General features: G+C 71.9%; 22 protein-coding genes and 1 pseudogene. 16 read left to right on the top strand and 7 right to left on the bottom strand.

The features are described from left to right. Positions 1-103: 103 nt before the first annotated feature. Complete coding sequence (locus OG322_RS31425) at positions 104-763, top strand: PadR family transcriptional regulator (RefSeq protein ID WP_124286507.1); 660 nt, start codon at positions 104-106, stop codon at positions 761-763. 143 nt (positions 764-906) lie between these two features. Here the strand turns inward: OG322_RS31425 and OG322_RS31430 are convergent, their stop codons facing one another. Next, on the bottom strand, positions 907-1,749 hold the full coding sequence (locus tag OG322_RS31430; protein WP_123468621.1) for a siderophore-interacting protein: 843 nt from the start codon (positions 1,747-1,749) through the stop codon (positions 907-909). Between the two features lie 77 nt (positions 1,750-1,826). Beyond that, positions 1,827-2,735, bottom strand: coding sequence for a 5'-3' exonuclease (locus OG322_RS31435; protein WP_123468619.1), 909 nt, complete (start codon positions 2,733-2,735; stop codon positions 1,827-1,829). A 319-nt stretch (positions 2,736-3,054) separates the two neighbouring features. On the opposite strand from OG322_RS31435, the gene OG322_RS31440 reads away from it, so the two are divergent. The 4 genes from OG322_RS31440 (at position 3,055) to OG322_RS31455 (ending at position 8,257) form a co-directional block, all read left to right on the top strand. Next, a complete protein-coding gene (locus OG322_RS31440; RefSeq protein WP_123469751.1) occupies positions 3,055-4,119 on the top strand; it encodes a quaternary amine ABC transporter ATP-binding protein in 1,065 nt (354 codons plus the stop codon). Further along, positions 4,112-6,748, top strand: a complete 2,637-nt coding sequence (locus OG322_RS31445; protein ID WP_266412397.1) for an ABC transporter permease/substrate binding protein — start codon at positions 4,112-4,114, stop codon at positions 6,746-6,748. The genes OG322_RS31440 and OG322_RS31445 overlap by 8 nt, the downstream gene beginning before the upstream one ends. 170 nt (positions 6,749-6,918) lie before the next feature. Further along, positions 6,919-7,464 (top strand): helix-turn-helix transcriptional regulator, encoded by a 546-nt coding sequence (locus tag OG322_RS31450; RefSeq protein ID WP_123468615.1) that lies wholly within the window; start codon positions 6,919-6,921, stop codon positions 7,462-7,464. A gap of 85 nt (positions 7,465-7,549) precedes the next feature. After that, complete coding sequence (locus OG322_RS31455) at positions 7,550-8,257, top strand: helical backbone metal receptor (protein ID WP_123468613.1); 708 nt, start codon at positions 7,550-7,552, stop codon at positions 8,255-8,257. On the opposite strand, the gene OG322_RS31460 is transcribed toward OG322_RS31455, so the two are convergent. Further along, a complete protein-coding gene (locus tag OG322_RS31460; RefSeq protein WP_123468611.1) occupies positions 8,196-9,344 on the bottom strand; it encodes a TDT family transporter in 1,149 nt (382 codons plus the stop codon). The genes OG322_RS31455 and OG322_RS31460 overlap by 62 nt on opposite strands. A 70-nt stretch (positions 9,345-9,414) precedes the next feature. Here OG322_RS31460 and OG322_RS31465 point away from each other — a divergent pair, with 70 nt between their 5' ends. Beyond that, the gene (locus OG322_RS31465; protein ID WP_124286511.1) at positions 9,415-10,347 is read left to right on the top strand and encodes a LysR family transcriptional regulator; all 933 of its coding nucleotides are present in this window, start codon (positions 9,415-9,417) and stop codon (positions 10,345-10,347) included. Positions 10,348-10,411: 64 nt separating this feature from the next. Further along, positions 10,412-11,368, top strand: coding sequence for an aminoglycoside phosphotransferase family protein (locus tag OG322_RS31470; RefSeq protein ID WP_124286512.1), 957 nt, complete (start codon positions 10,412-10,414; stop codon positions 11,366-11,368). Here the strand turns inward: OG322_RS31470 and OG322_RS31475 are convergent. After that, complete coding sequence (locus OG322_RS31475; RefSeq protein ID WP_123468605.1) at positions 11,336-12,055, bottom strand: gamma-glutamyl-gamma-aminobutyrate hydrolase family protein; 720 nt, start codon at positions 12,053-12,055, stop codon at positions 11,336-11,338. The genes OG322_RS31470 and OG322_RS31475 overlap by 33 nt on opposite strands. A 109-nt stretch (positions 12,056-12,164) precedes the next feature. On the opposite strand from OG322_RS31475, the gene OG322_RS31480 reads away from it, so the two are divergent. The 4 genes and pseudogenes from OG322_RS31480 to OG322_RS41685 form a co-directional block, all read left to right on the top strand. After that, on the top strand, positions 12,165-13,532 hold the full coding sequence (locus OG322_RS31480; protein WP_123468603.1) for a glutamine synthetase family protein: 1,368 nt from the start codon (positions 12,165-12,167) through the stop codon (positions 13,530-13,532). A gap of 8 nt (positions 13,533-13,540) precedes the next feature. Continuing rightward, the gene (locus OG322_RS31485) at positions 13,541-14,905 is read left to right on the top strand and encodes an aldehyde dehydrogenase family protein (protein WP_329307289.1); all 1,365 of its coding nucleotides are present in this window, start codon (positions 13,541-13,543) and stop codon (positions 14,903-14,905) included. A 6-nt stretch (positions 14,906-14,911) separates the two neighbouring features. Continuing rightward, positions 14,912-15,700: a 3-oxoacyl-ACP reductase gene (locus tag OG322_RS31490; protein ID WP_123468598.1), complete on the top strand. Its 789-nt coding sequence runs from the start codon at positions 14,912-14,914 to the stop codon at positions 15,698-15,700. A gap of 40 nt (positions 15,701-15,740) precedes the next feature. Then, positions 15,741-15,812: pseudogene (locus OG322_RS41685) on the top strand (hypothetical protein); the annotation flags it as partial. A gap of 26 nt (positions 15,813-15,838) precedes the next feature. On the opposite strand, the gene OG322_RS41690 reads toward OG322_RS41685, so the two are convergent. Further along, positions 15,839-16,249, bottom strand: a complete 411-nt coding sequence (locus tag OG322_RS41690; protein ID WP_443066605.1) for a hypothetical protein — start codon at positions 16,247-16,249, stop codon at positions 15,839-15,841. 123 nt (positions 16,250-16,372) lie between these two features. Here OG322_RS41690 and OG322_RS41695 point away from each other — a divergent pair, with 123 nt between their 5' ends. After that, the gene (locus OG322_RS41695) at positions 16,373-16,594 is read left to right on the top strand and encodes a hypothetical protein (protein WP_398913119.1); all 222 of its coding nucleotides are present in this window, start codon (positions 16,373-16,375) and stop codon (positions 16,592-16,594) included. An 18-nt stretch (positions 16,595-16,612) separates the two neighbouring features. On the opposite strand, the gene OG322_RS31500 is transcribed toward OG322_RS41695, so the two are convergent. Further along, positions 16,613-17,815, bottom strand: coding sequence for an amino acid deaminase/aldolase (locus tag OG322_RS31500; RefSeq protein WP_329307290.1), 1,203 nt, complete (start codon positions 17,813-17,815; stop codon positions 16,613-16,615). Between the two features lie 471 nt (positions 17,816-18,286). On the opposite strand from OG322_RS31500, the gene OG322_RS31505 reads away from it, so the two are divergent. The 3 genes from OG322_RS31505 to OG322_RS31515 all read left to right on the top strand — a co-directional run bounded on the left by OG322_RS31505 (position 18,287) and on the right by OG322_RS31515 (position 21,268). Beyond that, entirely contained in the window at positions 18,287-19,180 is an 894-nt protein-coding gene (locus OG322_RS31505) for a hypothetical protein (protein WP_398913464.1), read from the top strand. 5 nt (positions 19,181-19,185) lie between these two features. Further along, complete coding sequence (gene mycP, locus OG322_RS31510) at positions 19,186-20,391, top strand: type VII secretion-associated serine protease mycosin (RefSeq protein ID WP_123468594.1); 1,206 nt, start codon at positions 19,186-19,188, stop codon at positions 20,389-20,391. Positions 20,392-20,491: 100 nt separating this feature from the next. Continuing rightward, the gene (locus OG322_RS31515) at positions 20,492-21,268 is read left to right on the top strand and encodes an SseB family protein (protein WP_124286517.1); all 777 of its coding nucleotides are present in this window, start codon (positions 20,492-20,494) and stop codon (positions 21,266-21,268) included. Positions 21,269-21,386: 118 nt separating this feature from the next. On the opposite strand, the gene OG322_RS31520 is transcribed toward OG322_RS31515, so the two are convergent. Next, positions 21,387-21,749: a DUF1844 domain-containing protein gene (locus OG322_RS31520; protein ID WP_123468590.1), complete on the bottom strand. Its 363-nt coding sequence runs from the start codon at positions 21,747-21,749 to the stop codon at positions 21,387-21,389. Between the two features lie 365 nt (positions 21,750-22,114). On the opposite strand from OG322_RS31520, the gene infC reads away from it, so the two are divergent. Next, positions 22,115-22,825 (top strand): translation initiation factor IF-3, encoded by a 711-nt coding sequence (gene infC / locus OG322_RS31525; RefSeq protein ID WP_221198178.1) that lies wholly within the window; start codon positions 22,115-22,117, stop codon positions 22,823-22,825. Positions 22,826-22,903: the final 78 nt, after the last annotated feature.

Here is a 22,903-nt window from a genome sequence, read left to right on the forward strand (position 1 = left end):
CACGTCTTCCGGATTTCGCGATATATCGTGATTAATGTGTTCCGGAGAGTCGCGATATGTTCGGCTACGAGTATTCGACGGCGAGGGAAGGGTGGCGGGGGCGGTGGCCAAGCGGCGCAAGCTCAGCAATCCTCTGGCCCTCACGGTGATGCTGCTCGCCGAGCGGTCCATGCACCCGTACGAGATCGCCCAGACCCTGCGCCGTCGCGGCAAGCAGCACAGCGTCAAGATCAATTTCGGTTCGCTCTACACCGTGGTCCAGAACCTGGAGAAGCACGGCTACGTGGAGGTCACGGGCGTACAGCGGCAGGGCAACCGCCCCGAGCGCACGCTCTACGGCATCACGGAGGCCGGGCGGGCCGAGATGCTGGACTGGCTGTCCGACCTGATCGCGGTCCCGGCCGCCGAGTTCCCCGTCTTCGACACGGCTCTGTCGCTGCTTCCCGTCCTGCCGCCGGACGAGGTGGCCGAGCTCCTCTCGGACCGGGAGCAGGCGCTGGCCGTGCAGTCGGCGGCGCTCCGGGGGGTGCTCGGCCGGCTGGGCGACGCCCTTCCCCGGGTCTTCGTCGTGGAGACCGAGTACCAGGTCCACATGATCGAGGCGCAGCTCGCATGGATCAGGGGTTTCCGCAAGGAGCTCGGTGACGCCACCATCAGCGGCATCGAGGAGTGGAAGTCCTTCCATGAGACCGGCGAGGTCCCGCAGGGCTGGCAGGACCTGGACGAGCAGGAGATCGTCCTCGACCCCGAACGCACGAGGTGACGGGGAGGGGGAGAAGAAGAAAAGACCCTGACAGATGCTGTTGGAGCAGCGCCTGCCAGGGTCTCGAACCCCGGACCGGACATGCCGAGACGGCGGGCCAGGCGATCGAGGTGCGGCGTTGAGCCGGACTTCGCGGGCGCGGTCTACGCGGCGTTCTCCTGCTCGCGCTCCACCTGTGCGTTCCATTCGCGCTTGACCGAGCGCCAGGCGTCGTCGTTCTGGCCCAGGCGCCAGTAGCCGGAGATCGACAGCTGGGGCAGCGGGATGCCGCGGTCCAGCCGCAGATGGCGGCGGATGTCCTTGACGAAGCCGGCCTCGCCGTGGACGAACGCCTGCACCTCGCCCGCCGGGAACGCCAGTTCCTTCACGGCGGCGGTGAGTGCCTCACCGACCGGGCGGTCGCCCCGGTGCAGCCAGTTCACCTCGGCGCCCTCCGGCGTCGCGATCTTCTGCTCCTCCGTGCCGTCCGCGACCTCGATGAAGGCATGCACCACGGCGTTGGCGGGCATCTGCTCCATCGCCGCGGCGATGGCCGGCAGTGCGCTCTCGTCGCCCACCAGGAGATGCCAGTCGGCCGAGGCGTCCGGGCCGTAACCGCCGCCGGGTCCCAGGAAGGTCACCGGGTCACCGGCCGCGGCGCGCGCCGCCCACGGGCCCGCGAGGCCCTCGTCGCCGTGCACCACGAAGTCGATGGCCATCTCCCGGGTGGCCGGGTCCCAGGAGCGCACCGTGTACGTGCGGGTGGTGGGCCACAGCTCGCGCGGGAACTCCTCGCGGATGCGGGCCATGTCGAAGGGGTGCGCGTACTCGGCGCCCTCGGGGGCGAAGCAGAGCTTGACGTAGTGATCGCTGTAACCGGACAGCGCGAAATCCGCGAGACCGTCACCGCCGAGCACCACCCGGATCATGTGCGGGGTGATCTGCTCGGTGCGCAGGACCTGCGCACCCTGTGCCTTGGGGGCCTGCCGCGCCGGTCGTTCTGCCACGAGGTTGTCTCCCTGTTTCGGATGGCCCGGACCACTGACCCCGGAGGGTCGGTATTAGGGTTACCTAACTTAACACCTCAGTTCCGAAGTGTGGAGAGCAGGCGCTGCAGGGCGCCGCCCAGCCCCCACTGGTCCGCAAGGGCTTCGAGCGCCGCCGGGTCGCGCGGCTCGGCGGGAAGCGCGGGGTCGAACTCCGGGAGCGGTACGTCACCGGCGACCCGGACCACCGTCGGTGCGACGGCCACGTAGTCACGGGCCTCGTCGAGGCGTTTGCGTTGCGACGGCGTCAGCTTCGCGGCCGGGTCGTCCACCGCCGCCATGATTCCGGCCAGATCGCCGAAGGCGTCCAGCAGCTTCGCCGCCGTCTTCTCGCCGATGCCGGGCACGCCGGGCAGCCCGTCGCTCGGGTCGCCGCGCAGCAGTGCCAGATCGACGTAGCCCGGGCCGTCCACCCCGTACTTCTCGCGCAGCCAGGCCTCGTCCGTCACCTGGAGCGAACCGACGCCCTTCAGCGGGTAGAGCACCCGTACCCCGCGGGCGTCGTCCACCAGCTGGTAGAGGTCCCGGTCGCCCGTGACGATGTCCACCGGGCCGGTCGCCAGGCCGGCCAGCGTGCCGATCACGTCGTCCGCCTCGTACTCCGCGACACCGACCCGTGCGATCCCCAGGGCATCGAGCACGTCCTCGATGATCGGCACCTGCGGGGCCAGCGTGTCGGGCGTCTCCTCCTCGTCGGGCAGCCCGCCGGCGGTCTCCACCGCGACCCGGTGCGCCTTGTACGAGGGGATCAGTTCGACCCGCCAGTGCGGCCGCCAGTCCGCGTCCATGCACGCGACCAGATCGTCCGGCCGGTGGTCCTGCACGAGCCGGCCGATGAAATCGAGCAGTCCGCGCACGGCGTTGACCGGGGTGCCGTCCGGTGCGCGCACCGAGTCGGGGACTCCGAAGTAGGCGCGGTAGTAGAGGGAAGCGGTGTCGAGGAGCATCAGGCGTCGCGTCACACCCCTGATGATGCCGCACCCTGCTGACAGCGGCCGCCGAGGACGCGGTTCCCGATCCCGGACCGCTTTTGTGTGAGCTGGATCACTCTCGTGTTTGGCCTGTGTAAGCGGGGGCAGGCGCGGCATCGGAGCGGACCACGTCGCATTTTCAACTAGTGCACGTGCCATGCGGACCGAATCCGCGCGCTCCACGGTCTGCCGGAGGGGGTGGCAGACCGTTTTCGGTTCAACGCGTGAGGTGTATGTGTCAAGGCTGCAAGCCGAACACTTGTACAAGGTCTTCGGCAGACGACCCGATCAAGCCGTGCGGAAACTCGAGAGCGGTTCCGACCGTGACGAGCTGCGCGCCGAGGGAACGACCGCAGCGGTGATCGACGCATCGTTCACCGTGGAACCGGGACAGATCTTCGTCGTGATGGGGCTGTCCGGGTCCGGCAAGTCCACTTTGCTGCGGATGCTCAACGGGCTGCTGGAGCCCACCGCCGGGAAGGTGCTGTTCGACGGCCAGGACCTGACCGCCCTGACCCCCGCCGAGCTCCGCCATGTCCGGTCCACCAAGATCAGCATGGTGTTCCAGCACTTCGCGCTCTTCCCTCACCGCAGCGTGCTGGAGAACGCCGGCTACGGCCTGGAGGTGCAGGGTGTGCCGCGCGACGAGCGCAACCGGCGCGCCACGGAGGCCCTGGAGATGACCGGCCTGGCGGGCTGGGAGAACTCCTGGCCCGACGAGCTGTCCGGCGGTATGCAGCAGCGTGTCGGCCTGGCCCGCGCACTGGCCACCGACGCCGACCTGCTCCTGATGGACGAGTCCTTCAGCGCACTCGACCCGCTGATCCGCCGCGACATGCAGGACCAGCTCCTGGAACTGCAGAAGCGGCTGAAGAAGACCATCGTCTTCATCACCCACGACCTCAACGAGGCCATGCGCCTCGGTGACCGTATCGCCGTGATGCGCGACGGGGAGATAGTCCAGCTCGGCACCGCCGAGGACATCCTCGTCACCCCGGCCAACGACTACGTCGCCTCCTTCACCCAGGACGTGGACCGCTCCCGGGTGCTGACCGCAGGCGCGATCATGGCCGAGCCGCACACCGTCATGGGCACCAGGACCGACGACGGCAAGGAACTCCGCACCCCGCAGGACGTCCTGCGGGAGGCCCCCGCCACCGTCACCGAGGGCACCCCGATCATCGAGCTGTTCACACCCTGCTCGCAGAGCGGTGTCGCGGTCGCCGTGACCGACGACAAGGGCAAGCTCGTCGGCGTCGTGCCCCGGGCCCGGCTGCTCGCCGTACTCGGTGAGCCGATGCCCCCCACCGAGGCTCCCCAGGACGCCGCGGCCTCGCTGAAGAAGGTGGCCAGTGTTTAGGCTTCACCTCGGCGACTGGGTCGACTCCGCCGTCGACTGGCTCCAGACCCACCTCGCCTGGCTCTTCGACGCCATCAGCTCCGTGGTCAGCGGCATGTTCGACGGTATCGCCGCCGTGCTCTCCGCGCCCGCCCCCCTGCTCTTCGCGGGCATCGTCGCCGTTATCGCCTGGTGGCTGCGCGGACTGCTCGCCGGTGTACTCGCGTTTGTCGGCTTCGCCCTCATCGACTCGGTCGAGTTGTGGGACGAAGCGATGGACACACTCACGCTGGTGCTCGTCGCGACGATCGTGACGCTGGTGCTGGCCGTTCCGCTCGGTATCTGGGCGTCCCGCTCCAAGACCGTCAGCGCGGTGACCCGTCCGGTCCTCGACTTCATGCAGACCATGCCCGCCATGGTCTACCTGATCCCCGGCGTCATCTTCTTCGGCGTCGGCGTGGTCCCCGGCATCATCGCCACCATCATCTTCGCGCTGCCCCCGGGCGTCCGGATGACCGAGCTCGGCATCCGCCAGGTCGACGGTGAACTCGTCGAGGCGGCAGAGGCCTTCGGCACCACCTCGCGCAACACCCTGCTGCGGGTGCAGCTGCCGCTCGCGCTGCCCACGATCATGGCGGGCATCAACCAGGTCATCATGCTGGGCCTGTCCATGGTGGTCATCGCCGGCATGGTCGGCGGCGGGGGCCTCGGTGGATCCGTCTACCGCGCCATCGGCAACGTGGATGTCGGTCTCGGCTTCGAGGCCGGTATCTCCATCGTCATCCTGGCCATGTACCTGGACCGGATGACCAGCGCCCTGGGCCGCGAGGTCTCCCCGCTGGCCCGCCGCGCGCTCGCCAAGGCGCAGGCCGTGACCGGCGGACTGAAGGTGTGGAACTACCGCCCGCAGCCCGTCGTCGCCGTGGCCGGCATCGTCGCCCTCGCTCTCGTGGCCGGCGGCATGGGCCTGTTCGGCTCCTCGAAGTCGGACGACACCGCGAGCAGCGACCCGAAGAACATCGGCGCCGGCAAGACGATCAGCATGGGTTACATCCCGTGGGACGAGGGCATCGCCTCCACGTACCTCTGGAAGGAACTGCTGGAGCAGCGCGGCTTCAAGGTCGACGTCAAGCAGTACGAGGCCGGCGCGCTGTACACCGGTATGGCCAACGGCCAGATCGACTTCGAGACCGACTCCTGGCTGCCGGTCACCCACGCCGCGTACTGGAAGAAGTACAAGGACCGCCTGGAGGACATGGGCTCCTGGTACGGACCCACCTCCCTGGAGCTGGCCGTCCCCTCGTACGTGAAGGGCGTCGACTCGCTCGACGACCTCAAGGGCAAGGCGTCCGACTTCAAGGGCCGCATCGTCGGCATCGAGCCGAGCGCCGGTGAGACGGGCCTGCTCAAGGACAAGATCCTGCCGGGCTACGGCCTGGACAAGGAGTACAAGGTCGTCGACGGCTCCACGCCGTCGATGCTGGCCGAGCTGAAGCGCTCGTACGCCAAGAAGGAACCGATCGTCGTTCCGCTCTGGTCGCCGCACTGGGCGTACAACCAGTACAAGCTGACCAAGCTCAAGGACCCCAAGAACCTCTGGGGCAAGGGCGACGGCATCCACACGCTGACCCGCAAGGGCTTCTCCGACGAGAACCCCGAGGTCGGCAAGTGGCTGAAGAACTTCAAGATGACCGAGGACCAGCTCACCAGTCTTGAGGCGCAGATCCAGAAGAGCGGATCCGGCAAGGAGCAGGAAGCCGTCCGCACCTGGCTCAAGGCCAACCCGGGCGTCGCCGACAAGGCGGCCCCGGTCGCCGAGGCCGCCACCTCCAAGGATGCCAACGGCAAGGACGAGCGCGAGCGCGCCGTCGAGATGGCCTGGTTCCCGTGGGAGGAGGACATCGCCGCCACGTACCTGTGGAAGGCCGTCCTGGAGGACCGCGGTTACAAGATCAACCTGAAGCAGTTCGAGGTCGGTCCGATGTACACCGCGATGTCCCGCGGCCAGATCGACGTGCAGTTCGACGGCTGGCTGCCGTACACCCAGAAGAACTACTGGGACAAGTACGGCTCGAAGCTGACGGACATCGGCTCCTGGTACGGCCCCACCTCGATCGAGGTCGCGGTGCCGGGCTACGTCAAGGACGTGAAGACCCTGGCGGATCTCAAGGGCAAGAGTTCCCAGTTCAAGGGCCGGATCGTCGGCATCGAGCCGGGCACGGCCACGATGGAGAACCTCAAGAAGAACGTGCTGCCGAAGTACGGCCTCGACAAGGAGTACAAGGTCGTCGACTCCTCGACGCCCGGCATGCTCGCCGAGCTGAAGCGCGCGTACGCCAAGAAGGAGCCCGTCGCCGTGCTCCTGTGGACCCCGCACTGGGCCTACAGCGAGTACAAGATGACGAAGCTCCAGGACCCCCGGAAGGCCTTCGGTGAGGGCGACCGCCTGCACACCATCGGCTCCAAGGACTTCCCGAAGAACTACCCGCAGCTGACCAAGTGGTTCAAGGACTTCAAGCTGAGCGAGGACCAGCTCGCCGGCCTGGAGAACGAGATCCAGAAGCTCGGTACGGGACACGAGGAAGAAGCCGTGAAGTCCTGGATGGCCAAGAACCCGGGCATCGCGGACAAGATGGCTCCGCAGCAGTAACCCCGTCGCGGCCCCGCCAGGGGGCGCGGCACCGGAAGGGGTGGGCACCGCCGGTGGCGGTGCCCACCCCTTCCGGGCTGTCCGGACGTCTCATTACCGGCCGTCCTCGCGTAACCGTGTGCGTAAGGTGCTGGCAGCCGGAAGGATGGGGAGTCGGGAGGGAGCCGGACATGGACGACAAGGAAACACTCCGGGTGGGCGCGGCGGTCCGCCGACAGCGCAGGTCCCTGGGGCTCACGCTGGCCGCGGTCGCGACGCGCAGTGGCCTGTCCGTACCGTTCCTCAGCCAGATCGAGAACGAGCGGGCCAGACCCAGCGCCCGGTCCCTGGACCGGGTCGCGGACGCCCTGGAGACCACCACCGCGCGTCTGCGGGCCGCCGCCGACTCGGCGCGCTCGGTCGACGTCGTGCGCGGCGGGCCGCAGGACGGTGTACGCAGGGTGGTGCGCGGACGTCATCAGCTCAGCGCCCTCGAATTCACCGGTGAGCTCGATCTGGGGCGCGAGTTCCAGCACCGCAACGACGAGGTGATGTACGTGGCGGAGGGTGCCGCCGAGGTGGAGGCCGAGGGCCAGGCGTACCGGCTGGAGCGCGGGGACACGCTGTTCCTGTCGGGCGGGGTGCGTCACCGCTGGCGGGCCACGGTCCCCGGTACCCGGCTGCTGTTCGTCGCGGTCGCCGAGCACATCGACGCGACGTTCGACCCGCGTCGCTGAGCATCCGGCCGGGGCATCCACGCCGCGGCCGGGAACCCGGCCCGGTCCCCGCCCGTGCCGCGTCGCCGATCAGGAGGTGTTTCCCGTGCGCGTCGTCTCCCTCGTCCCCTCGCTCACCGAGGCCGTCGCCGAGACCGCGCCCGGCCTGCTCGTCGGTGCCACCGACTGGTGCACCCACCCCGCCGGGCTGCGCGCCGCCCGGGTCGGGGGCACCAAGAACCCCGACGTGCCCGCGATCCTCGCCCTGCGCCCGGACCTCGTCGTGGCCAACGAGGAGGAGAACCGGGAACCCGACCTCGCCGCACTGCGGGAGGCCGGGACCGAGGTTCTCGTCACCACCGTCCGCACCCTCGACGACGCCGTTGCCGAGCTGGACCGGCTCCTGACCGGCGCCTGCGGCCTCCCGAGGCCCCGCTGGCTGGACGAGGCCGAGGCCGCCTGGGCGGCCCTGCCACCGCCGTCCGCCCCGCGCCGCGCGGTCGTCCCCATCTGGCGCAAGCCCTGGATGGTCCTGGGCCGCGACACCTTCGCCGGCGACCTGCTGGCCCGGCTCGGCGTGACCAACGCCTACGCGGACCACGCCGAGCGCTACCCCCGTATCCCGCTCGACGAACTGAACGGGGCCGGCGCCGACCTGGTCGTGCTGCCGGACGAGCCGTACCGGTTCACCGCCGCCGACGGGCCCGAGGCCTTTCCGGCGCTGCCCGCCGCACTCGTCGACGGGCGTTTCCTCACGTGGTACGGGCCGTCACTGGTGCGGGCCCCTGCGGCGCTGCGAGCAGCGCTCCGCTGAGCAGCCCGCGCACCGTGCGGACGCCGGCCACCGCCCAGGCCGTCACCAGCAGCACGTAGAGCGCGACGGCCAGCCAGGTGTACGCAGTCAGACCGGTGTGCCGGGCCAGGCCCGCGGCGCCGGTGACACAGGTACCGACGGGGAAGGTGAAGCCCCACCACGTCATGCCGAACGTCATTCCGGCCCGCATCGCCCGCACCACCATGGCGCCGGCCAGCGCCAGCCACATCAGTGCGAAGCCCATGACCGGCACCCCGTACAGCACGGCGAACGCGCCGAACGCCGAGGCGTACGGGGCCTGGATCGCACCCGGTGCCACATCGGCGAGCGCGTTGACCGCGGTCGTCGACTGGCCCAGCGGGCCGAGCACCAGGAACAGCGTGGGCGTCAGCATGAGCGGCAGCGGACCCTGGTGGACCAGCCGGGAGAAGATCAGCGGCAGCATCACCAGCGTCGCCAGCAGGCTCAGCCCGAACATCGCGTAGCAGGCCAGCAGCAGCGCCTCCCGCCACTGTCCCGCCGGCAGCTCCGGCACCAGCAGCGGACCGAGAGCCGCGGAGACCATGGGCGCCACCACGGGCAGCAGCCACACCGGGGACGCGGTCCCGGGCTCCGGGCGGTGGCGCACCATCATCAGGTACGGGATCGCCACCGCGACGAACAGCCCGGTCAGGGTGCCCGCGGTGAACAGCACCACGTCCAGTACGAGGGCCGCCTGATGCCCGATGACATCCTTGCCCACCACCATCCCGGCGCCGCCGACGGCCAGCAGCGCCATCGAGAGACAGCCGTAGAACGGGGCGACACCCGGGTCGAGGAGATGGGCGCGGGCCTGGTCGCGGTGCGAGGCCCAGTGCCCGGCGCGAGCCGTGAGCACTGCGGCGAGCATGAGCGCGGCGAGCACCCAGACCGCTGCGCAGACCGCCCGCAGCCCGGGGATGTGCACCGGCAGGGCAGCGCCCGCGCTCGCGACGATCGAGGTGCCCATGACGGCCGCGTACCAGTTGGGGCCCAAGTACCGCAGCGCGGGGCGCCGCGCGGTGCGGGAAGGTGGGAACGCGGTGTGGGTCTGCGGAAAGATGGCCATGCCACGATTCTTCGTTCCGGGGCCGTCCCCCACCAGGGAGTCCTTTCCTATGAGGTCATAAGGTGGGTTTATGGCCGACGACGTACCCGCACTCCTGTCCCACCGGGTCCCCGATCTGGGCGCGCTGGAGCTGCTCCTCGCCGTCGCCCGGCACGGCAGCCTCGGGCGGGCCGCACGCGACGTCGGCATCTCCCAGCCCGCCGCCAGCAGCCGCATCCGGTCGATGGAACGGCAGCTCGGCCTCGCCCTGCTCGACCGCTCGCCCCGCGGCTCCCGCCTCACCGACGCGGGCGCGCTCGTCACCGACTGGGCACGCCGGGTCGTCGAGGCCGCCGAGGCGTTCGACGCGGGCGCCCAGGCGCTGCGGGACCGCCGCGACTCCCGGCTGCGGGTCGCCGCCTCCATGACCATCGCCGAGTACCTGCTCCCGGGCTGGCTGATCGCCCTGCGTGCCGAACGGCCGGACACCGCGGTCTCGCTGCTCGCCGGCAACTCGTCGGCGGTCGCCCGGCGGCTGCTGAGCGGCGAGGCGGACCTGGGATTCGTCGAGGGACTGTCGGTGCCCGAGGGCCTCGACGGGACCGTCATCGCCCACGACCGCCTGGTCGTCGTGGTCGCCCCGTCCCACGCCTGGGCCCGCCGCCGCACCCCGCTGACCCCACAGGAACTCGCCGGTACCCCGCTGATCCTGCGCGAGCACGGCTCCGGCACCCGCCAGGTCCTGGACGCCGCCCTCGCCGTCCACGGCGGACTGGCCCAGCCGCTCCTGGAACTCTCCTCGACCACCGCGGTGAAGGGGGCCGCCGAGAGCGGTGCGGGACCGTGTGTGCTGAGCGAACTGGCCCTCGGCGAGGAGCTGTCGTCCCGGCGCCTGGTCAAGATCCCGATCGCCGGGGTCCGGCTGCGGCGCCAGCTGCGCGCGGTCTGGCCATCGGGCCACCGCCCCACGGGCCCGGCCCGCGACCTGCTCTCCCTGACGCGCTCCGGCCGGCCGGGCGACTGAGGGGGGCGAGGCTCCTCGCGAAACGAACTGGCCCGCACACCGGGCGAGCGGGAAGGATGTGCGGATGACCACGACCGCACCGCCCGCCTCCGGTGTCCGCCACGCGTGGGCGGACCTGCCCGCCGCCGTGCGCCGCGCCGTCGAGTCCGTCCTCGGCTCACCCGTGGTCGAGGCCCGCAGCCAGAGCGGCGGCTTCTCGCCCGGCGTCGCCGCACGGGTCCGGCTCGCGAACGGCGGCCGCGCCTTCGTCAAGGCGGTGAGCGCCGAGGTGAACCCCGGCGCCCCGGACCTGCACCGCGCCGAGGCCCGCCACACCGCCGCCCTCCCGCCGCACGCCCCCGTGCCCCGGCTGCTCGGCTCGTACGACGACGGCACCTGCGTCGCACTCGTACTGGAGGACATCGAGGGCCGTCAGCCCGCCGTCCCCTGGGACCCGGCCGAACTGGACCGCGTCCTGGCCGCCGTCGACGCGCTCACCCGGCTCCTCACCCCCGCCCCGATCGACGCGCCCCCCGTCGCCCGGCGCGAGGCCTCGATGTTCACCGGCTGGCGGACCCTGCACGCGGCAGGGGGCAGCCCCCGCCTCGCCCCCTGGGCGGCACGTCATCTCGGCGCACTCGCGGAACTGGAGTCCGGCTGGGCGGAGCCCGCCACGGGCGACAGCCTCGTCCACGCCGATCTGCGCGCCGACAACATCCTGCTGGCCGAGGACCGGGTCGTCTTCGTCGACTGGCCCCACGCGATGCGGGCCGCGCCCTGGTTCGACCTGCTCGCGATGCTGCCGTGCGTCGCGGCCCAGGGCGGCCCCGACCCGGAGGCCGTCTTCACGGCCCACCCGCTCGGCCGCGGCGCCGACCCCGAGGGAGTCACGGCCGTACTCGCCGCCCTGACCGGCTACTTCGTGGCGCACTCACTGCGCCCCGCCCCGCCGGGCCTGCCCACGCTGCGGGCCTTCCAGGCGGCCCAGGGCGCGGCCGCCCTGGACTGGCTACGGGGCAGGCTCGATCACCGGCTCAGGTAGCCGCGCGGCCGCCACCAGCGCCGCCATCACCCGTACGTCGTCGCCCATCTCCGGATGCCACTGCACCCCGAGCACCCACCCGGGACCGGGCAGCTCGACCGCCTCCACCGTGCCGTCCGCCGCGTGCGCCGACGCCACCAGACCCGCGCCGAGCCGGTCCACGGCCTGGTGGTGGTAGGTGGGTACGGCGCAGTCGCCGGGGACCACGCGGGCGTACCGCGTCCCCGGCACCGGCGTCACCGTGTGCGTGCCGAGCACCCCCGTCACCCCGCCGGGGCCCGCGTGCCCGTCCAGATGCTGCGTCAGCGTGCCGCCGAGGGCCACGTTCAGCAGCTGCATCCCCCGGCAGATCCCGAGCAACGGGGTGCCGGACTCCAGCGCGGCCCCGATCAGGGCGCTCTCCCAGGCGTCGCGCTCCGGCGCGGGCGGCCCGGTCCGCGGATCGCGCAGGGCCCCGTACCGCGCCGGGTCCACATCCGGCCCGCCCGCGACCACCACCGCGTCGAGCCGCGCCACCACCGACGCCGCCAGATCCGGGGAGTCCGGCGGAAGCAGCGCGGCCAGCCCGCCCGCCTCACGGACCAGACGGCTGTAACCGGCGGGCAGCAGTGTCGCGGGCAGATCCCAGACACCCCAGCGCGCCGAGGCCTCCAGATAAGTACTGATCCCGATCAGCGGGCGGTTCATCGGATCTCCCTCTCGCACGGCACGCGGAACGCATCGGCACCGTATCCAAATCCCTTGCGCTGCCCATAGATTTGGATCATCTGTCGGCCCGCGAGGAGAGGATCCATCCGTGTCCGACCGAACAGCCCCGCTCGCCGTCGAGGAACTCCGCCTCCTCGTCGGCAGCGGTGAGATCGACACCGTGGTCCTGGCCTTCCCCGACATGCAGGGGCGGCTCCAGGGCAAACGCTTCGCCGCCGCCTTCTTCCTCGACGAGGTAGTGCCGCACGGCACCGAGGGCTGCAACTACCTCCTCGCCGTCGACACCGACATGAACACCGTCGACGGTTACGCCATGTCCTCCTGGGACCGGGGCTACGGCGACTTCGCCATGCACCCCGACCTCGCCACCCTGCGCAGAGTGCCCTGGAACGAGAGCACCGCGATGGTCACCGCCGACCTCGCGTGGAGCGACGGCTCACCCGTCGCCGCCGCGCCCCGCCAGATACTGCGCCGCCAGCTGGAACGCCTCGCCGAGCACGGCTGCACCGCCCATGCCGGCACCGAGCTCGAATTCATCGTCTTCAAGGACACCTACGAACAGGCCTGGGACCGCGGCTACCGGGGCCTCACCCCGGTCAACCAGTACAACGTCGACTACTCCGTCCTCGGCACCGGCCGCATCGAACCCCTGCTGCGCCGCATCCGCAACGAGATGGCGGGCGCGGGCCTCACCGTCGAGTCGGCCAAGGGCGAGTGCAACCCCGGCCAGCACGAGATCGTCTTCCGCTACGACGAGGCCCTGGTCACCTGCGACCAGCACGCCGTCTACAAGACGGGCGCCAAGGAGATCGCCGCGCAGGAAGGCGTCGCGCTCACCTTCATGGCCAAGTTCAACGAGCGCGAGGGCAACTCCTGCCACATCCACCTCTCGCTCCGGTCCACCGACGACCCCGGACGCAGCGTGATGGCGGACGAGGACGGTGCCATGTCCCCGGTGATGCGGCACTTCCTGGCCGGCCAGCTCGCGGCCCTGCGCGACTTCTCGCTCCTCTACGCGCCGAACATCAACTCCTACAAGCGCTTCCAGCCCGGTTCCTTCGCCCCGACCGCCGTCGCCTGGGGCGCCGACAACCGCACCTGTGCGCTCCGGGTCGTCGGCCACGGCCAGTCCCTGCGCTTCGAGAACCGGCTCCCCGGCGGTGACGTCAACCCGTACCTCGCCGTCGCCGGACTCGTCGCCGCCGGCCTGTACGGCATCGAGCACGGCCTCGAACTGCCCGAGCCCTGCGAGGGCAACGCCTACACGGGCGCGTACGACCACGTCCCCACCACCCTGCGCGAGGCCGCCGGGCTCTGGGAGCGCAGTGAGATCGCGGCGGCGGCCTTCGGCGACGAAGTCGTCGCGCACTACGCCAACATGGCACGCGTCGAACTCGACGCCTTCGACGCAGCGGTGACCGACTGGGAAATCAAACGCTCTTTCGAACGCTTGTGAGGACTTCCTTGACCCGTGAGCACCAGGTACTGAACCCGGCGACGGAGGAACTCCTCGCCACCGTGCCCGCCACCACTGCGGCCGAGGTGGACGCCGCAGTCACCCGGGGAGCGGCCGCCCAGCGGGCCTGGGCGGCGCTCGCCCCCGCCGACCGGGCCCGGCTGCTGCGCCGGTTCGCCGTCGCCGTGGACGGCCGAACCGAGGAGCTGGCCCGGCTGGAGGTCCGCGAGGCGGGCCACACGATCGGCAACGCCCGCTGGGAGGCGGGCAACGTCCGGGATCTGCTCGACTTCGCCGCCGGGGGAGTGGAACGGCTGAGCGGCCGGCAGATCCCCGTCCCCGGCGGCATCGACATCACCCTGCTCGAACCCCTCGGCGTCATCGGCGTGATCGCACCGTGGAACTTCCCCATGCCGATCGCCGCCTGGGCGCTGGCCCCGGCCCTCGCGGCGGGCAACGCCGTCATCCTCAAACCCGCCGAGACCACCCCGCTGACCGCGCTCCGGCTCGCCGGACTGGCCCTGGAGGCCGGACTGCCCGAACACCTCTTCCAGGTGCTGCCGGGCGCGGGCGACGAGGCGGGCAACGCCCTGGTCGAGCACCCGGACATCGCCAAGATCGTCTTCACCGGCTCCACCCGGGTCGGCAAGCAGATCATGGCCAAGTGCGCCGAGCGCGTGAAGCGGATCACCCTCGAACTCGGCGGCAAGAGCCCCAACATCGTCTTCGCCGACGCCGACATCGAAGCCGCGGCGGCCGCCGCCCCCATGTCCTTCCTGGACAACGCCGGCCAGGACTGCTGCGCCCGCACCCGGATCCTCGTCCAGCGATCCGTGTACGACCGCTTCCTGGAACTGCTCGCCCCGGCCGTCGCCGCCGTCGTCGTGGGCGATCCGTCCGACGAGAAGACGCAGATGGGCCCGCTCATCTCACGCACTCAGCTGGACCGGGTGCGCGGTCACGTCCCCGGGGGCGCCGCCGCGATCCGGGGCAGCGCGCCCCAGGGCCCCGGATTCTGGTTCCCGCCGACCGTCCTCACCGATGCCCGGCCGGATGCGCCCGTCGCCACCGAGGAGGTGTTCGGGCCGGTCGCGGTCGTGCTGCCCTTCGAGGACGAGGCGGACGCCGTCCAGCTCGCCAACGCGACGCGCTACGGCCTCGCGGGCTCCCTCTGGACCCGTGACGTGGGGCGTGCGCTGCGGGTCTCGCAAGCCGTCCGGGCGGGGAACCTCTCCGTCAACTCCCACTCCGCGGTCCGCTACTGGACCCCGTTCGGCGGGTACAAGCAGTCCGGCCTCGGCCGGGAACTCGGACCCGACGCCCTCACCGCCTTCACCGAAACCAAGAACGTCTTCCTCAGTACGGAGGCCTGAACCGGTATGACCACGGACACCGAGAACATCTGCCGCCGCCTCGTCGGCCGCACCGCCGTCATCACCGGCGCCGCCAGCGGCATCGGCCTCGCCACCGCCCACCGGCTCGCCTCCGAGGGCGCGCGTGTGGTCTGCGGCGACATCGACGAGACCGCGGGCAAGGCGGCCGCCGAAGCGGTCGGCGGCACCTTCGTACGCGTCGACGTGACCGATCCCGGACAGGTCGAGGCCCTGTTCAAGGCGGCGCACGACACCTACGGCTCCGTCGACATCGCCTTCAACAACGCCGGCATCTCGCCGCCCGACGACGACTCCATCCTCACCACGGGCCTGGAGGCCTGGAAACGCGTCCAGGACGTCAACCTCACCTCCGTCTACCTGTGCTGCAAGGCGGCCCTGCCCTACATGCGGCGCCAGGGACGGGGCTCGATCATCAACACCGCCTCGTTCGTGGCCAGGATGGGCGCGGCGACCTCGCAGATCTCGTACACCGCCTCCAAGGGCGGGGTGCTCGCGATGTCCCGGGAACTGGGCGTCCAGTTCGCCCGCGAGGGGATCCGGGTCAACGCGCTGTGCCCGGGGCCGGTCAACACCCCGCTGCTCCGGGAGCTGTTCGCCAAGGACCCTGAGCGCGCGGCCCGCAGGCTGGTGCACATCCCGCTCGGCCGGTTCGCCGAGGCGACCGAGATCGCGGCCGCCGTCGCCTTCCTGGCGAGCGACGACTCCTCCTTCGTCAACGCCACCGACTTCCTCGTCGACGGCGGCATCTCCGGCGCCTACGTCACCCCCCTGTAGGGGCGGGCGGCCCTTCCAGGGCACGGCCTGGAATGGGGCGATGAGCAACGCGACACCGCCCGGCCGGTATCCGGACACGGCCGCACCGGGCAACGAGCGGTGGTGGGACGGCACGGCGTGGACCGCCCACACCGGCCCTTACGCTCCCGCGACACAGCAGTCGGGCCCCGTGCAGCCCGCTGCCCCCGCCGGGCCCGGCGGGGGCGGAAGCGGAAGCGGAAGCGGCCGGATCATCGCACTGGTGGTGGCCGGTGCGGTGGTCGTCGGTGCGGCGGTGACCGGAGCCGTACTGCTCGGCAGGGACGACGGCGGAAAGCGGCCGCAGGCCCGGTCGAGCAGCGCCGCGCCGCCGCCCGCGGCCACCGGTACCGACGGCACGCCCGACGACAGCCCCTCGCCGGACGACGGCGACCCCACGGTGCTCGTCGACCAGCTCAACGGCATCACCCTGCCGATCCCCGACGGCTGGGAGAAGCCCGACAGCACCGTGGAGCAGATGCTCACGATGCGCACCACCGGCTCCGCCGAGAAGCTCGCCAAGGACGACATAGCAGGAGTCGCGAAGGGCGCGTACGGGGAGAACGCCGTCGGTACCCGTATCCACGGCGGCGTCACGTCCCACAAGCAGATCGCCGCCGCCTCGGTGAGCGTGGCCGGGGCACCGGATACCAAGTGCGCTGGCGGGTCGTCACCGGCAAGGGCCCCGGCGGCTACGTGCAGTCGCTCGTCTTCCCCTCGACCGTCGGCAGCGAGTCGCTCGTCGTCGTGTGCCACGCCTTCGACGCCGGCCCCGACGGGCCCCCGCTCTCCCTCATGGACACCCTCGCCAAGGGCATCCGGCCGATCGGCGACAGCGAGACGAGCGGCGGCGTCGGCAGCTCGGTCGCCCCCTGACGCCGGCCGCCGGTCCGCTCAGAGGAAGGTGCGGCCCTCGCCCCGGTACGTCGGTACCGTCGCCGTCACCCGGTCCCCCTCGATGAGCTGCAACTCGTCGAACCGCTCGCACAGCTCGCCGGCCTTCGCGTGCCGGAACCACACCTTGTCGCCGATCAGCAGATCGTCCGCCGGGGCGCCGAGCAGCGGGGTCTGCACCTCACCGGGTCCCTCCTGCGGGTCGTAACGCAGCCCCTCCGGCAGGTACGGGACCGGCAGCCGGTCCGGACCGGCCGCACCGGACGCCGGGTAGCCGCCACCGAGCACCGTCACCACGCCCACCCCGGGGCGGCGCACCACCGGCTGAGCGAACAGGGCCGCCGGACGGGCCGTGAACGAGGTGTAGTTGTCGAACAGCCGCGGTACGTAGAGCCCCGAACCGGCCGCGATCTCCGTCACCGCGTGCTCCGCGGCGGTGTGCTGCACGCTGCCGGTGCCGCCGCCGTTCACGAACTCCAGGTCCGGCGCCACCGCCCGTACCGCCCGCACCACCTCGGCCCGCCGGGCCGCCAGTTCCCGGCGCCCCGCGGCCTGCATCAGCCGGATCGCCCGGGAGCGCAGCGGCCGCCCCGCGACCGAGTCGCCGACCCCGGCGATATGGCCCTCGTACGCCATCAGCCCCACCAGCCGGAAGCCGGGCCTGCGGGCCACGGACCGTGCCAGCTCGGCCAGCTGGGCGGGGGAGCGCAGCGGCGAACGCAGCGCCCCGATCCTGACCCTGCCGCCGAGCATCCGCAGCGAGGTGTCCAGCTCCAGACAGACCCGGATCTCCTCGGTGCCCCCGGCGCGCGCCGCGTCGATCAGCTCCAGCTGCGCGTGGTCGTCCACCATCACCGTCACGGCGGCGGCCAGTTTCGGGTCTGCGGCGAGTTCCGCGAAGGCCGACCGGTCGGCCGACGGGTAGGCCAGCAGCACGTCCTCGAATCCGGCCCGCGCCAGCCAGAGCGACTCCGCCAGCGTGAACGACATGATCCCGGCGAAACCGGGCCGTGCGAGCACCCGCTCCAAAAGGGCGCGGCAGCGCACCGATTTGCTCGCGACCCGGATCGGCTTCCCCGCCGCACGGCGGACCAGGTCGTCGGCGTTGGCGTCGAACGCCTCCAGATCGACGACGGCGATCGGGGCATCGAGATGGGCGGTGGCCCGGTTGTAGCGGGTCCGGTCAGCGGCGCGGGCAGTCATGGCCGCAGCTTGCCAGACACCTGTACCGCTGGGTAGGGGGATGATCTGCGCAGATCGGTCCGGGGCTCGGCGGCCCGCTCCCATCCGGGGCGCCCCAGCCCGTAGAGTGACGGTCACGCGGCGAGCAACGAGCCTGCCTGTGGCTGCGATCCGCGTGCGGTACAAAACGGACCAGGGGGGCGGATGGGTACCGAGGCGCAGCGCGCTCCTGTTCCGCCACGCCCGACCAACCCGCCGGACTGCCGGGTATCCACGCCTCCCGGACCTGCCGCACACGCGTCCGAGCCGCCCGCCGCGGAGCCGGCCGCGACAAAGGCGCCCCCGGTGGAGCCGCCCGCCGCGGAGGCCACCGCCCGGCTCCGCCCCGTGCCACCCGTGCCACCCGCCCCGCCGCACCCGTCAGGGACCCCCGCCGCTCCGGCCTTCCCGCCGCGCCCCGGAACGCCGCCCGCGGCGACCCGGCGCCGCCCGGTGGGCGCCGTGGACCTCGGCGCACCGCCCTCGTGGCCCGGCGGCCCCGCCGCTCCGCCCGCCTACCGGCCACCGCACAGCCACCCCCCGGCCGAGACACCGGCCGAGACCACCACCAGGCTCCGACCCGTGCGGACCCGGCACCCCTTCAGGACCGCGGCCGCCGCCGTCTGCGTCGTGCTCGGGCTCGGGCTGATCGGCGGGGCCGCCACCGGCAGCTGGCTGATCAGCGACTCCTCGGCCGATCCGGCGGCCCACAGCACCTACACGGTGGGCCGAGCCGCCTGGCACAGCGTGCCCGTGGACACCCTCTTCCCGCGCACCCTCATGGGGGACGGCGCGGGACCGGGCGGCTCCGACCGGGTCTGGACCAGGCTCGCCGTCGCCCCGGACAGCGGCTGCACGACCGCGCTCGACCCGCTGCTGCTCAAGACGCTGCGCCCGGCCGGCTGCGCCCGGCTGCTGCGCGCCACCTACGCGGACGCGACGTCCAGCAGCGTCACCACGGTCGGACTGCTCTTCACCGAGGGGGACACCGATGCCATGCGGGCGCTGAGCACCCGGTTCACCGATGAGCACCTCGACGGGCGCTCCGACCTGATGCCCCGCGCGTATCCCGTCAAGAACAGCCCCGCCGCGGGATTCGGCGACAGGCAGCGCGCCAGCTGGACCGTGCACGTACTGGCCGAGGTGCCCGTCGTGGTGTTCGCGGTCTCCGGCTTCGCCGACGGGCGGACGGTCACCGCACCGCAGCCCGCCGCCAAGGCCATGGCCCCGAACGCCACGACCGCCGCCGCCCAGGCCGGGCTCGGCCACGAGGCCAAGGGGCTGGCCGACCGGGTCGAGCGCGGTCTGCGCAGGACCGTCACCGACCTCACGCAGAAGCCGGAGTGACCCGAGTGACCGGAGCGACCCGCCGGGCCCGCCACCGCCGCGTCATCGGCGCGGTCTGCGCCGTCACCGCGTTCGCGCTGCTGCCCGCGTCACCGGCGCGGGCGGACACCATCCGGGCCCAGCAGTGGGGCCTGGACGCGCTCCACACCGACCGGGCCTGGCAGACCACCCGGGGCAAGGGGATCACCGTCGCCGTCGTCGACACCGGGGTGGACGGCAGCCTGCCCGATCTGGCGGGCCAGGTCCTGCCCGGCAAGGACATGATCGGCTTCGGCGCCGGACGCGGCGACCGGTCGTGGGCACGGCACGGCACCGCGATGGCCGGGATCATCGCGGGCCGGGGCCACGGGGCCGACAACGCAGACGGGGTGCTCGGCATCGCACCGCAGGCGAAGATCCTCCCGGTCCGGGTCATCCTGGAGGCGACCGACCCGTCCCGCGCCAAGGCCCGCAAGTCTCGCGGCACGGCCCTCGCCGACGGCATCCGCTGGGCCGCCGACCACGGCGCCGACGTCATCAACCTCTCCCTGGGCGACGACAGCGAATCCGCCCACCCGGAGCCCGGTGAGGACGCCGCCGTCCAGTACGCGCTGAAGAAGGGCGCGGTCGTCGTCGCTTCGTCCGGTAACGGGGGCGAGAAGGGCGACCACATCTCGTACCCGGCCGCCTACCCCGGAGTGATCGCGGTCGCCGCCGTCGACCGGTACGGCACACACGCTTCGTTCTCCACCCGCCGCTGGTACGCCGCCGTGAGCGCCCCCGGGGTCGACATCGTCGTCCCCGCCCCCGACCGGCAGTACTACGTGGAGTGGGGCACCTCGGCAGCCTCCGCGTTCGTCTCCGGCGCGGTCGCGCTGGTCCGAGCCGCCCACCCCGGTCTCCCGCCCGCTCAGATCAAGAAGCTCCTCACGGACACCGCGCGCAGCTCCCCGTCGGGCGGCAGGGACGACGCCCGGGGCTACGGCATCGTCGACCCGGCGGCGGCCATCAAGGCGGGCGGCAGGCTCCGCCCCGCCGGCCTGCGCTCGGACTCCACCGCGGCCGGCTACCGCAAGCAGTACTTCGGCCCCGGCCCCACCCCGCCCCGCGAGGACGACGGCCCCGCGGGCTGGCTCGCCCCGACGGCGGGCGGCCTCGGCGCACTCCTGCTCGCGCTGGCCGTGGTGCTGTGGCGCGGCCGCAACGGCCGGGCGCTGTTCCCGCGCCGCTGACGCGGACCCCTGCAAACGAAAGAGCCTGGGAACCGCAGCCGGAACCGGCCGGGTCCGACCTGTCGGCCGCACGAGAACGACCAGGTACTACGCTCGCCCTGTGGCGCAGAAGAACATTCCGGACCCCGGATACTCCGACGACGACGGCACGGCCGACCCCGCCCTGACCGCGGCCCTGGCCGCCTGGGCCGAGAACCGCAAGGCCGTCGGCCCGGTTCTCGAAGCGCTCAGGGGGGCCCGTCTGCTGGTCCCCGTGGTGGCCGTCCTCGGTGAACTGGAGAAGGACGACGAGGCGAGCCGCGCAGCGTCCGGCACGGGTGGTGACGGGAGACGGGGGGGCGGGCTGCGCCGGGAGAAGACGAGCGATATGGCCGTCCCCACCCTCCAGGCAGGCGACCGTCGTGCGCTGCCCGCCTTCACCTCCACCGCCTCGCTGGCCCGCTGGGACCCGCAGGCCCGCCCCGTCGCCGTACCCCTGCACCAGGCACTTCAGGCCGCCGTGCACGAGAAGGCGGACACGGTGGTGCTCGACCTCGCCGGTCCGGTGGCCTTCGAGGTGACCGGCTCCGCGCTGCTGGCCCTCGCCGAGGGCCGTACCAGCGCCGACCCGCTGGACGACCCCGCCGTCACCTCGGCGGTACGGGACGCCGTCGCCGCCGAACCCGCGGTGCTCCGCGCCCACCTCGGTCCGGGCCGTGCCGACGGCACCCTGGCCCTGGTGCTGGCGGCGGACGCCGACGCCGCCGAGGCGGCGGGCCGGGTCGCGCAGTCGCTGGCGGCCAGTGAGGTGCTGCGGGCCCGGCTGGTCCGCGGCCTGGACCTGGCGCTGCTCCCGGCCGACGCGAACGCACCGGGTGACGCCCTTTTCACGCGCTGATCACCCCACTGGCCCGACGCGCACCAAGGCCTCGGAGAACCTGAACGCCCTCACGCCGTGAGCCCCCGCCCGAACGGGCGGGGGCTCACGGCGTCAAGAGGGAGAGGGGAGGGGCGGCTCAGCCGAAGACCGGTCCGGTGTACTTCTCACCGGGGCCCTGGCCCGGCTCGTCCGGTACGAGCGAGGCCTCGCGGAACGCCAGCTGCAGCGACTTCAGGCCGTCGCGCAGCGGTGCCGCGTGGAAGGAGCTGATCTCGGTGGTGCTCGCGTCCAGCAGGCCTGCCAGTGCGTGGACCAGCTTGCGGGCCTCGTCGAGGTCCTTGTGCTCGTCGCCGTCCTCGGTCAGCCCGAGCTTCACGGCGGCGGCGCTCATCAGGTTGACCGCGACCGTCACGATCACCTCGACCGCCGGCACCTCCGCGATGTCGCGGGCCATTTCGTCGAAGCCGGGGGAATCAGTGGTGGGGGTCGCGTCGCTCATGCCCCATACGATAGGCCCAGGGCCCGGTGCCCTTTTCCCCGGGAGCCGCACCGCTGACCTCAGGAGTCACGGGCCCGTGCGCGAGGTTCGCACCACCCCGGGCGAGCTGCTAACCTTGTGTAACGACCGGCTGGGTACCTATGTGCTCGGCCCACAAGTGGAGGCTCCGATCTCCCACCTGACCGTCCCCAGGACGGCGGGTCACCGGTCAGGTGGCGCCCATCGTTCCGTACGGACGATGGAGCCACTCGATGCGCCCCGCGGTTGACCGCGGCGGTGTTCCGGTTTTCCAGGAGCCCCGCCTGTGTCCCGTCCGGGGCATTTTTCTTGCCTCTGCACGGTTGGTCTGTCGAAACAGACGTTACGTGGCTGTCCGCCAGGCGGCCGCGTGGTGCTACCGAGGAGGATCCATCAGCGCCGAGCCCCGCATCAACGACCGGATTCGCGTACCCGAGGTGCGACTTGTCGGTCCCAGCGGCGAGCAGGTCGGGATTGTCCCGCTTGCCAAGGCCCTGGAACTTGCACAGGAGTACGACCTCGACCTGGTCGAGGTGGCGGCTACCGCCCGTCCGCCCGTGTGCAAGCTCATGGACTACGGGAAGTTCAAGTACGAGTCGGCCATGAAGGCCCGTGAGGCGCGCAAGAACCAGGCGCACACGGTCATCAAGGAGATGAAGCTCCGGCCGAAGATCGACCCGCACGACTATGACACCAAGAAGGGTCACGTCGTCCGGTTCCTCAAGCAGGGCGACAAGGTCAAGATCACGATCATGTTCCGTGGTCGTGAGCAGTCCCGCCCCGAGCTGGGCTTCCGACTGCTCCAGCGTCTCGCTTCGGACGTGGAGGAACTCGGCTTCATCGAGTCCAACCCGAAGCAGGACGGCCGGAACATGATCATGGTTCTTGGCCCGCACAAGAAGAAGACCGAAGCCATGGCCGAGGCCCGCGAGGCCCAGGCCGCCCGCAAGGCGGAGCGTCAGGGTTACACCCCGGACGCCGAGGCTGCGGACGAGGCTGCCGAGGCTCCGGCCGAAGCGTCCTCCGAGGCTCCGGCCGAGACACCCTCCGAGGCGTGACCTCCGGGGGCTGCCATCCAGGCGCCCCCGGGTCCTCCCGGAATCCCACCAAAGATCTGACGTCCCTGCAGCCCGGTG

It is taken from the genome of Streptomyces sp. NBC_01260 (genome assembly GCF_036226405.1).
In the GTDB taxonomy this organism is placed as follows: domain Bacteria; phylum Actinomycetota; class Actinomycetes; order Streptomycetales; family Streptomycetaceae; genus Streptomyces; species Streptomyces laculatispora.

Excerpts from the sequence above, each read along its gene's own strand:
- OG322_RS31435 (WP_123468619.1), bottom strand. The coding sequence starts at position 2,735 with ATGCTCCTCGACACCGCTTCCCTCTACTACCGCGCCTACTTCGGAGTC.
- OG322_RS31450 (WP_123468615.1), top strand. The coding sequence starts at position 6,919 with ATGGACGACAAGGAAACACTCCGGGTGGGCGCGGCGGTCCGCCGACAG.
- OG322_RS31460 (WP_123468611.1), bottom strand. The coding sequence starts at position 9,344 with ATGGCCATCTTTCCGCAGACCCACACCGCGTTCCCACCTTCCCGCACC.
- OG322_RS31465 (WP_124286511.1), top strand. The coding sequence starts at position 9,415 with ATGGCCGACGACGTACCCGCACTCCTGTCCCACCGGGTCCCCGATCTG.
- OG322_RS31470 (WP_124286512.1), top strand. The coding sequence starts at position 10,412 with ATGACCACGACCGCACCGCCCGCCTCCGGTGTCCGCCACGCGTGGGCG.
- OG322_RS31475 (WP_123468605.1), bottom strand. The coding sequence starts at position 12,055 with ATGAACCGCCCGCTGATCGGGATCAGTACTTATCTGGAGGCCTCGGCG.
- OG322_RS31490 (WP_123468598.1), top strand. The coding sequence starts at position 14,912 with ATGACCACGGACACCGAGAACATCTGCCGCCGCCTCGTCGGCCGCACC.
- OG322_RS41690 (WP_443066605.1), bottom strand. The coding sequence starts at position 16,249 with ATGTCGTCCTTGGCGAGCTTCTCGGCGGAGCCGGTGGTGCGCATCGTG.
- OG322_RS31500 (WP_329307290.1), bottom strand. The coding sequence starts at position 17,815 with ATGACTGCCCGCGCCGCTGACCGGACCCGCTACAACCGGGCCACCGCC.
- OG322_RS31520 (WP_123468590.1), bottom strand. The coding sequence starts at position 21,749 with ATGAGCGACGCGACCCCCACCACTGATTCCCCCGGCTTCGACGAAATG.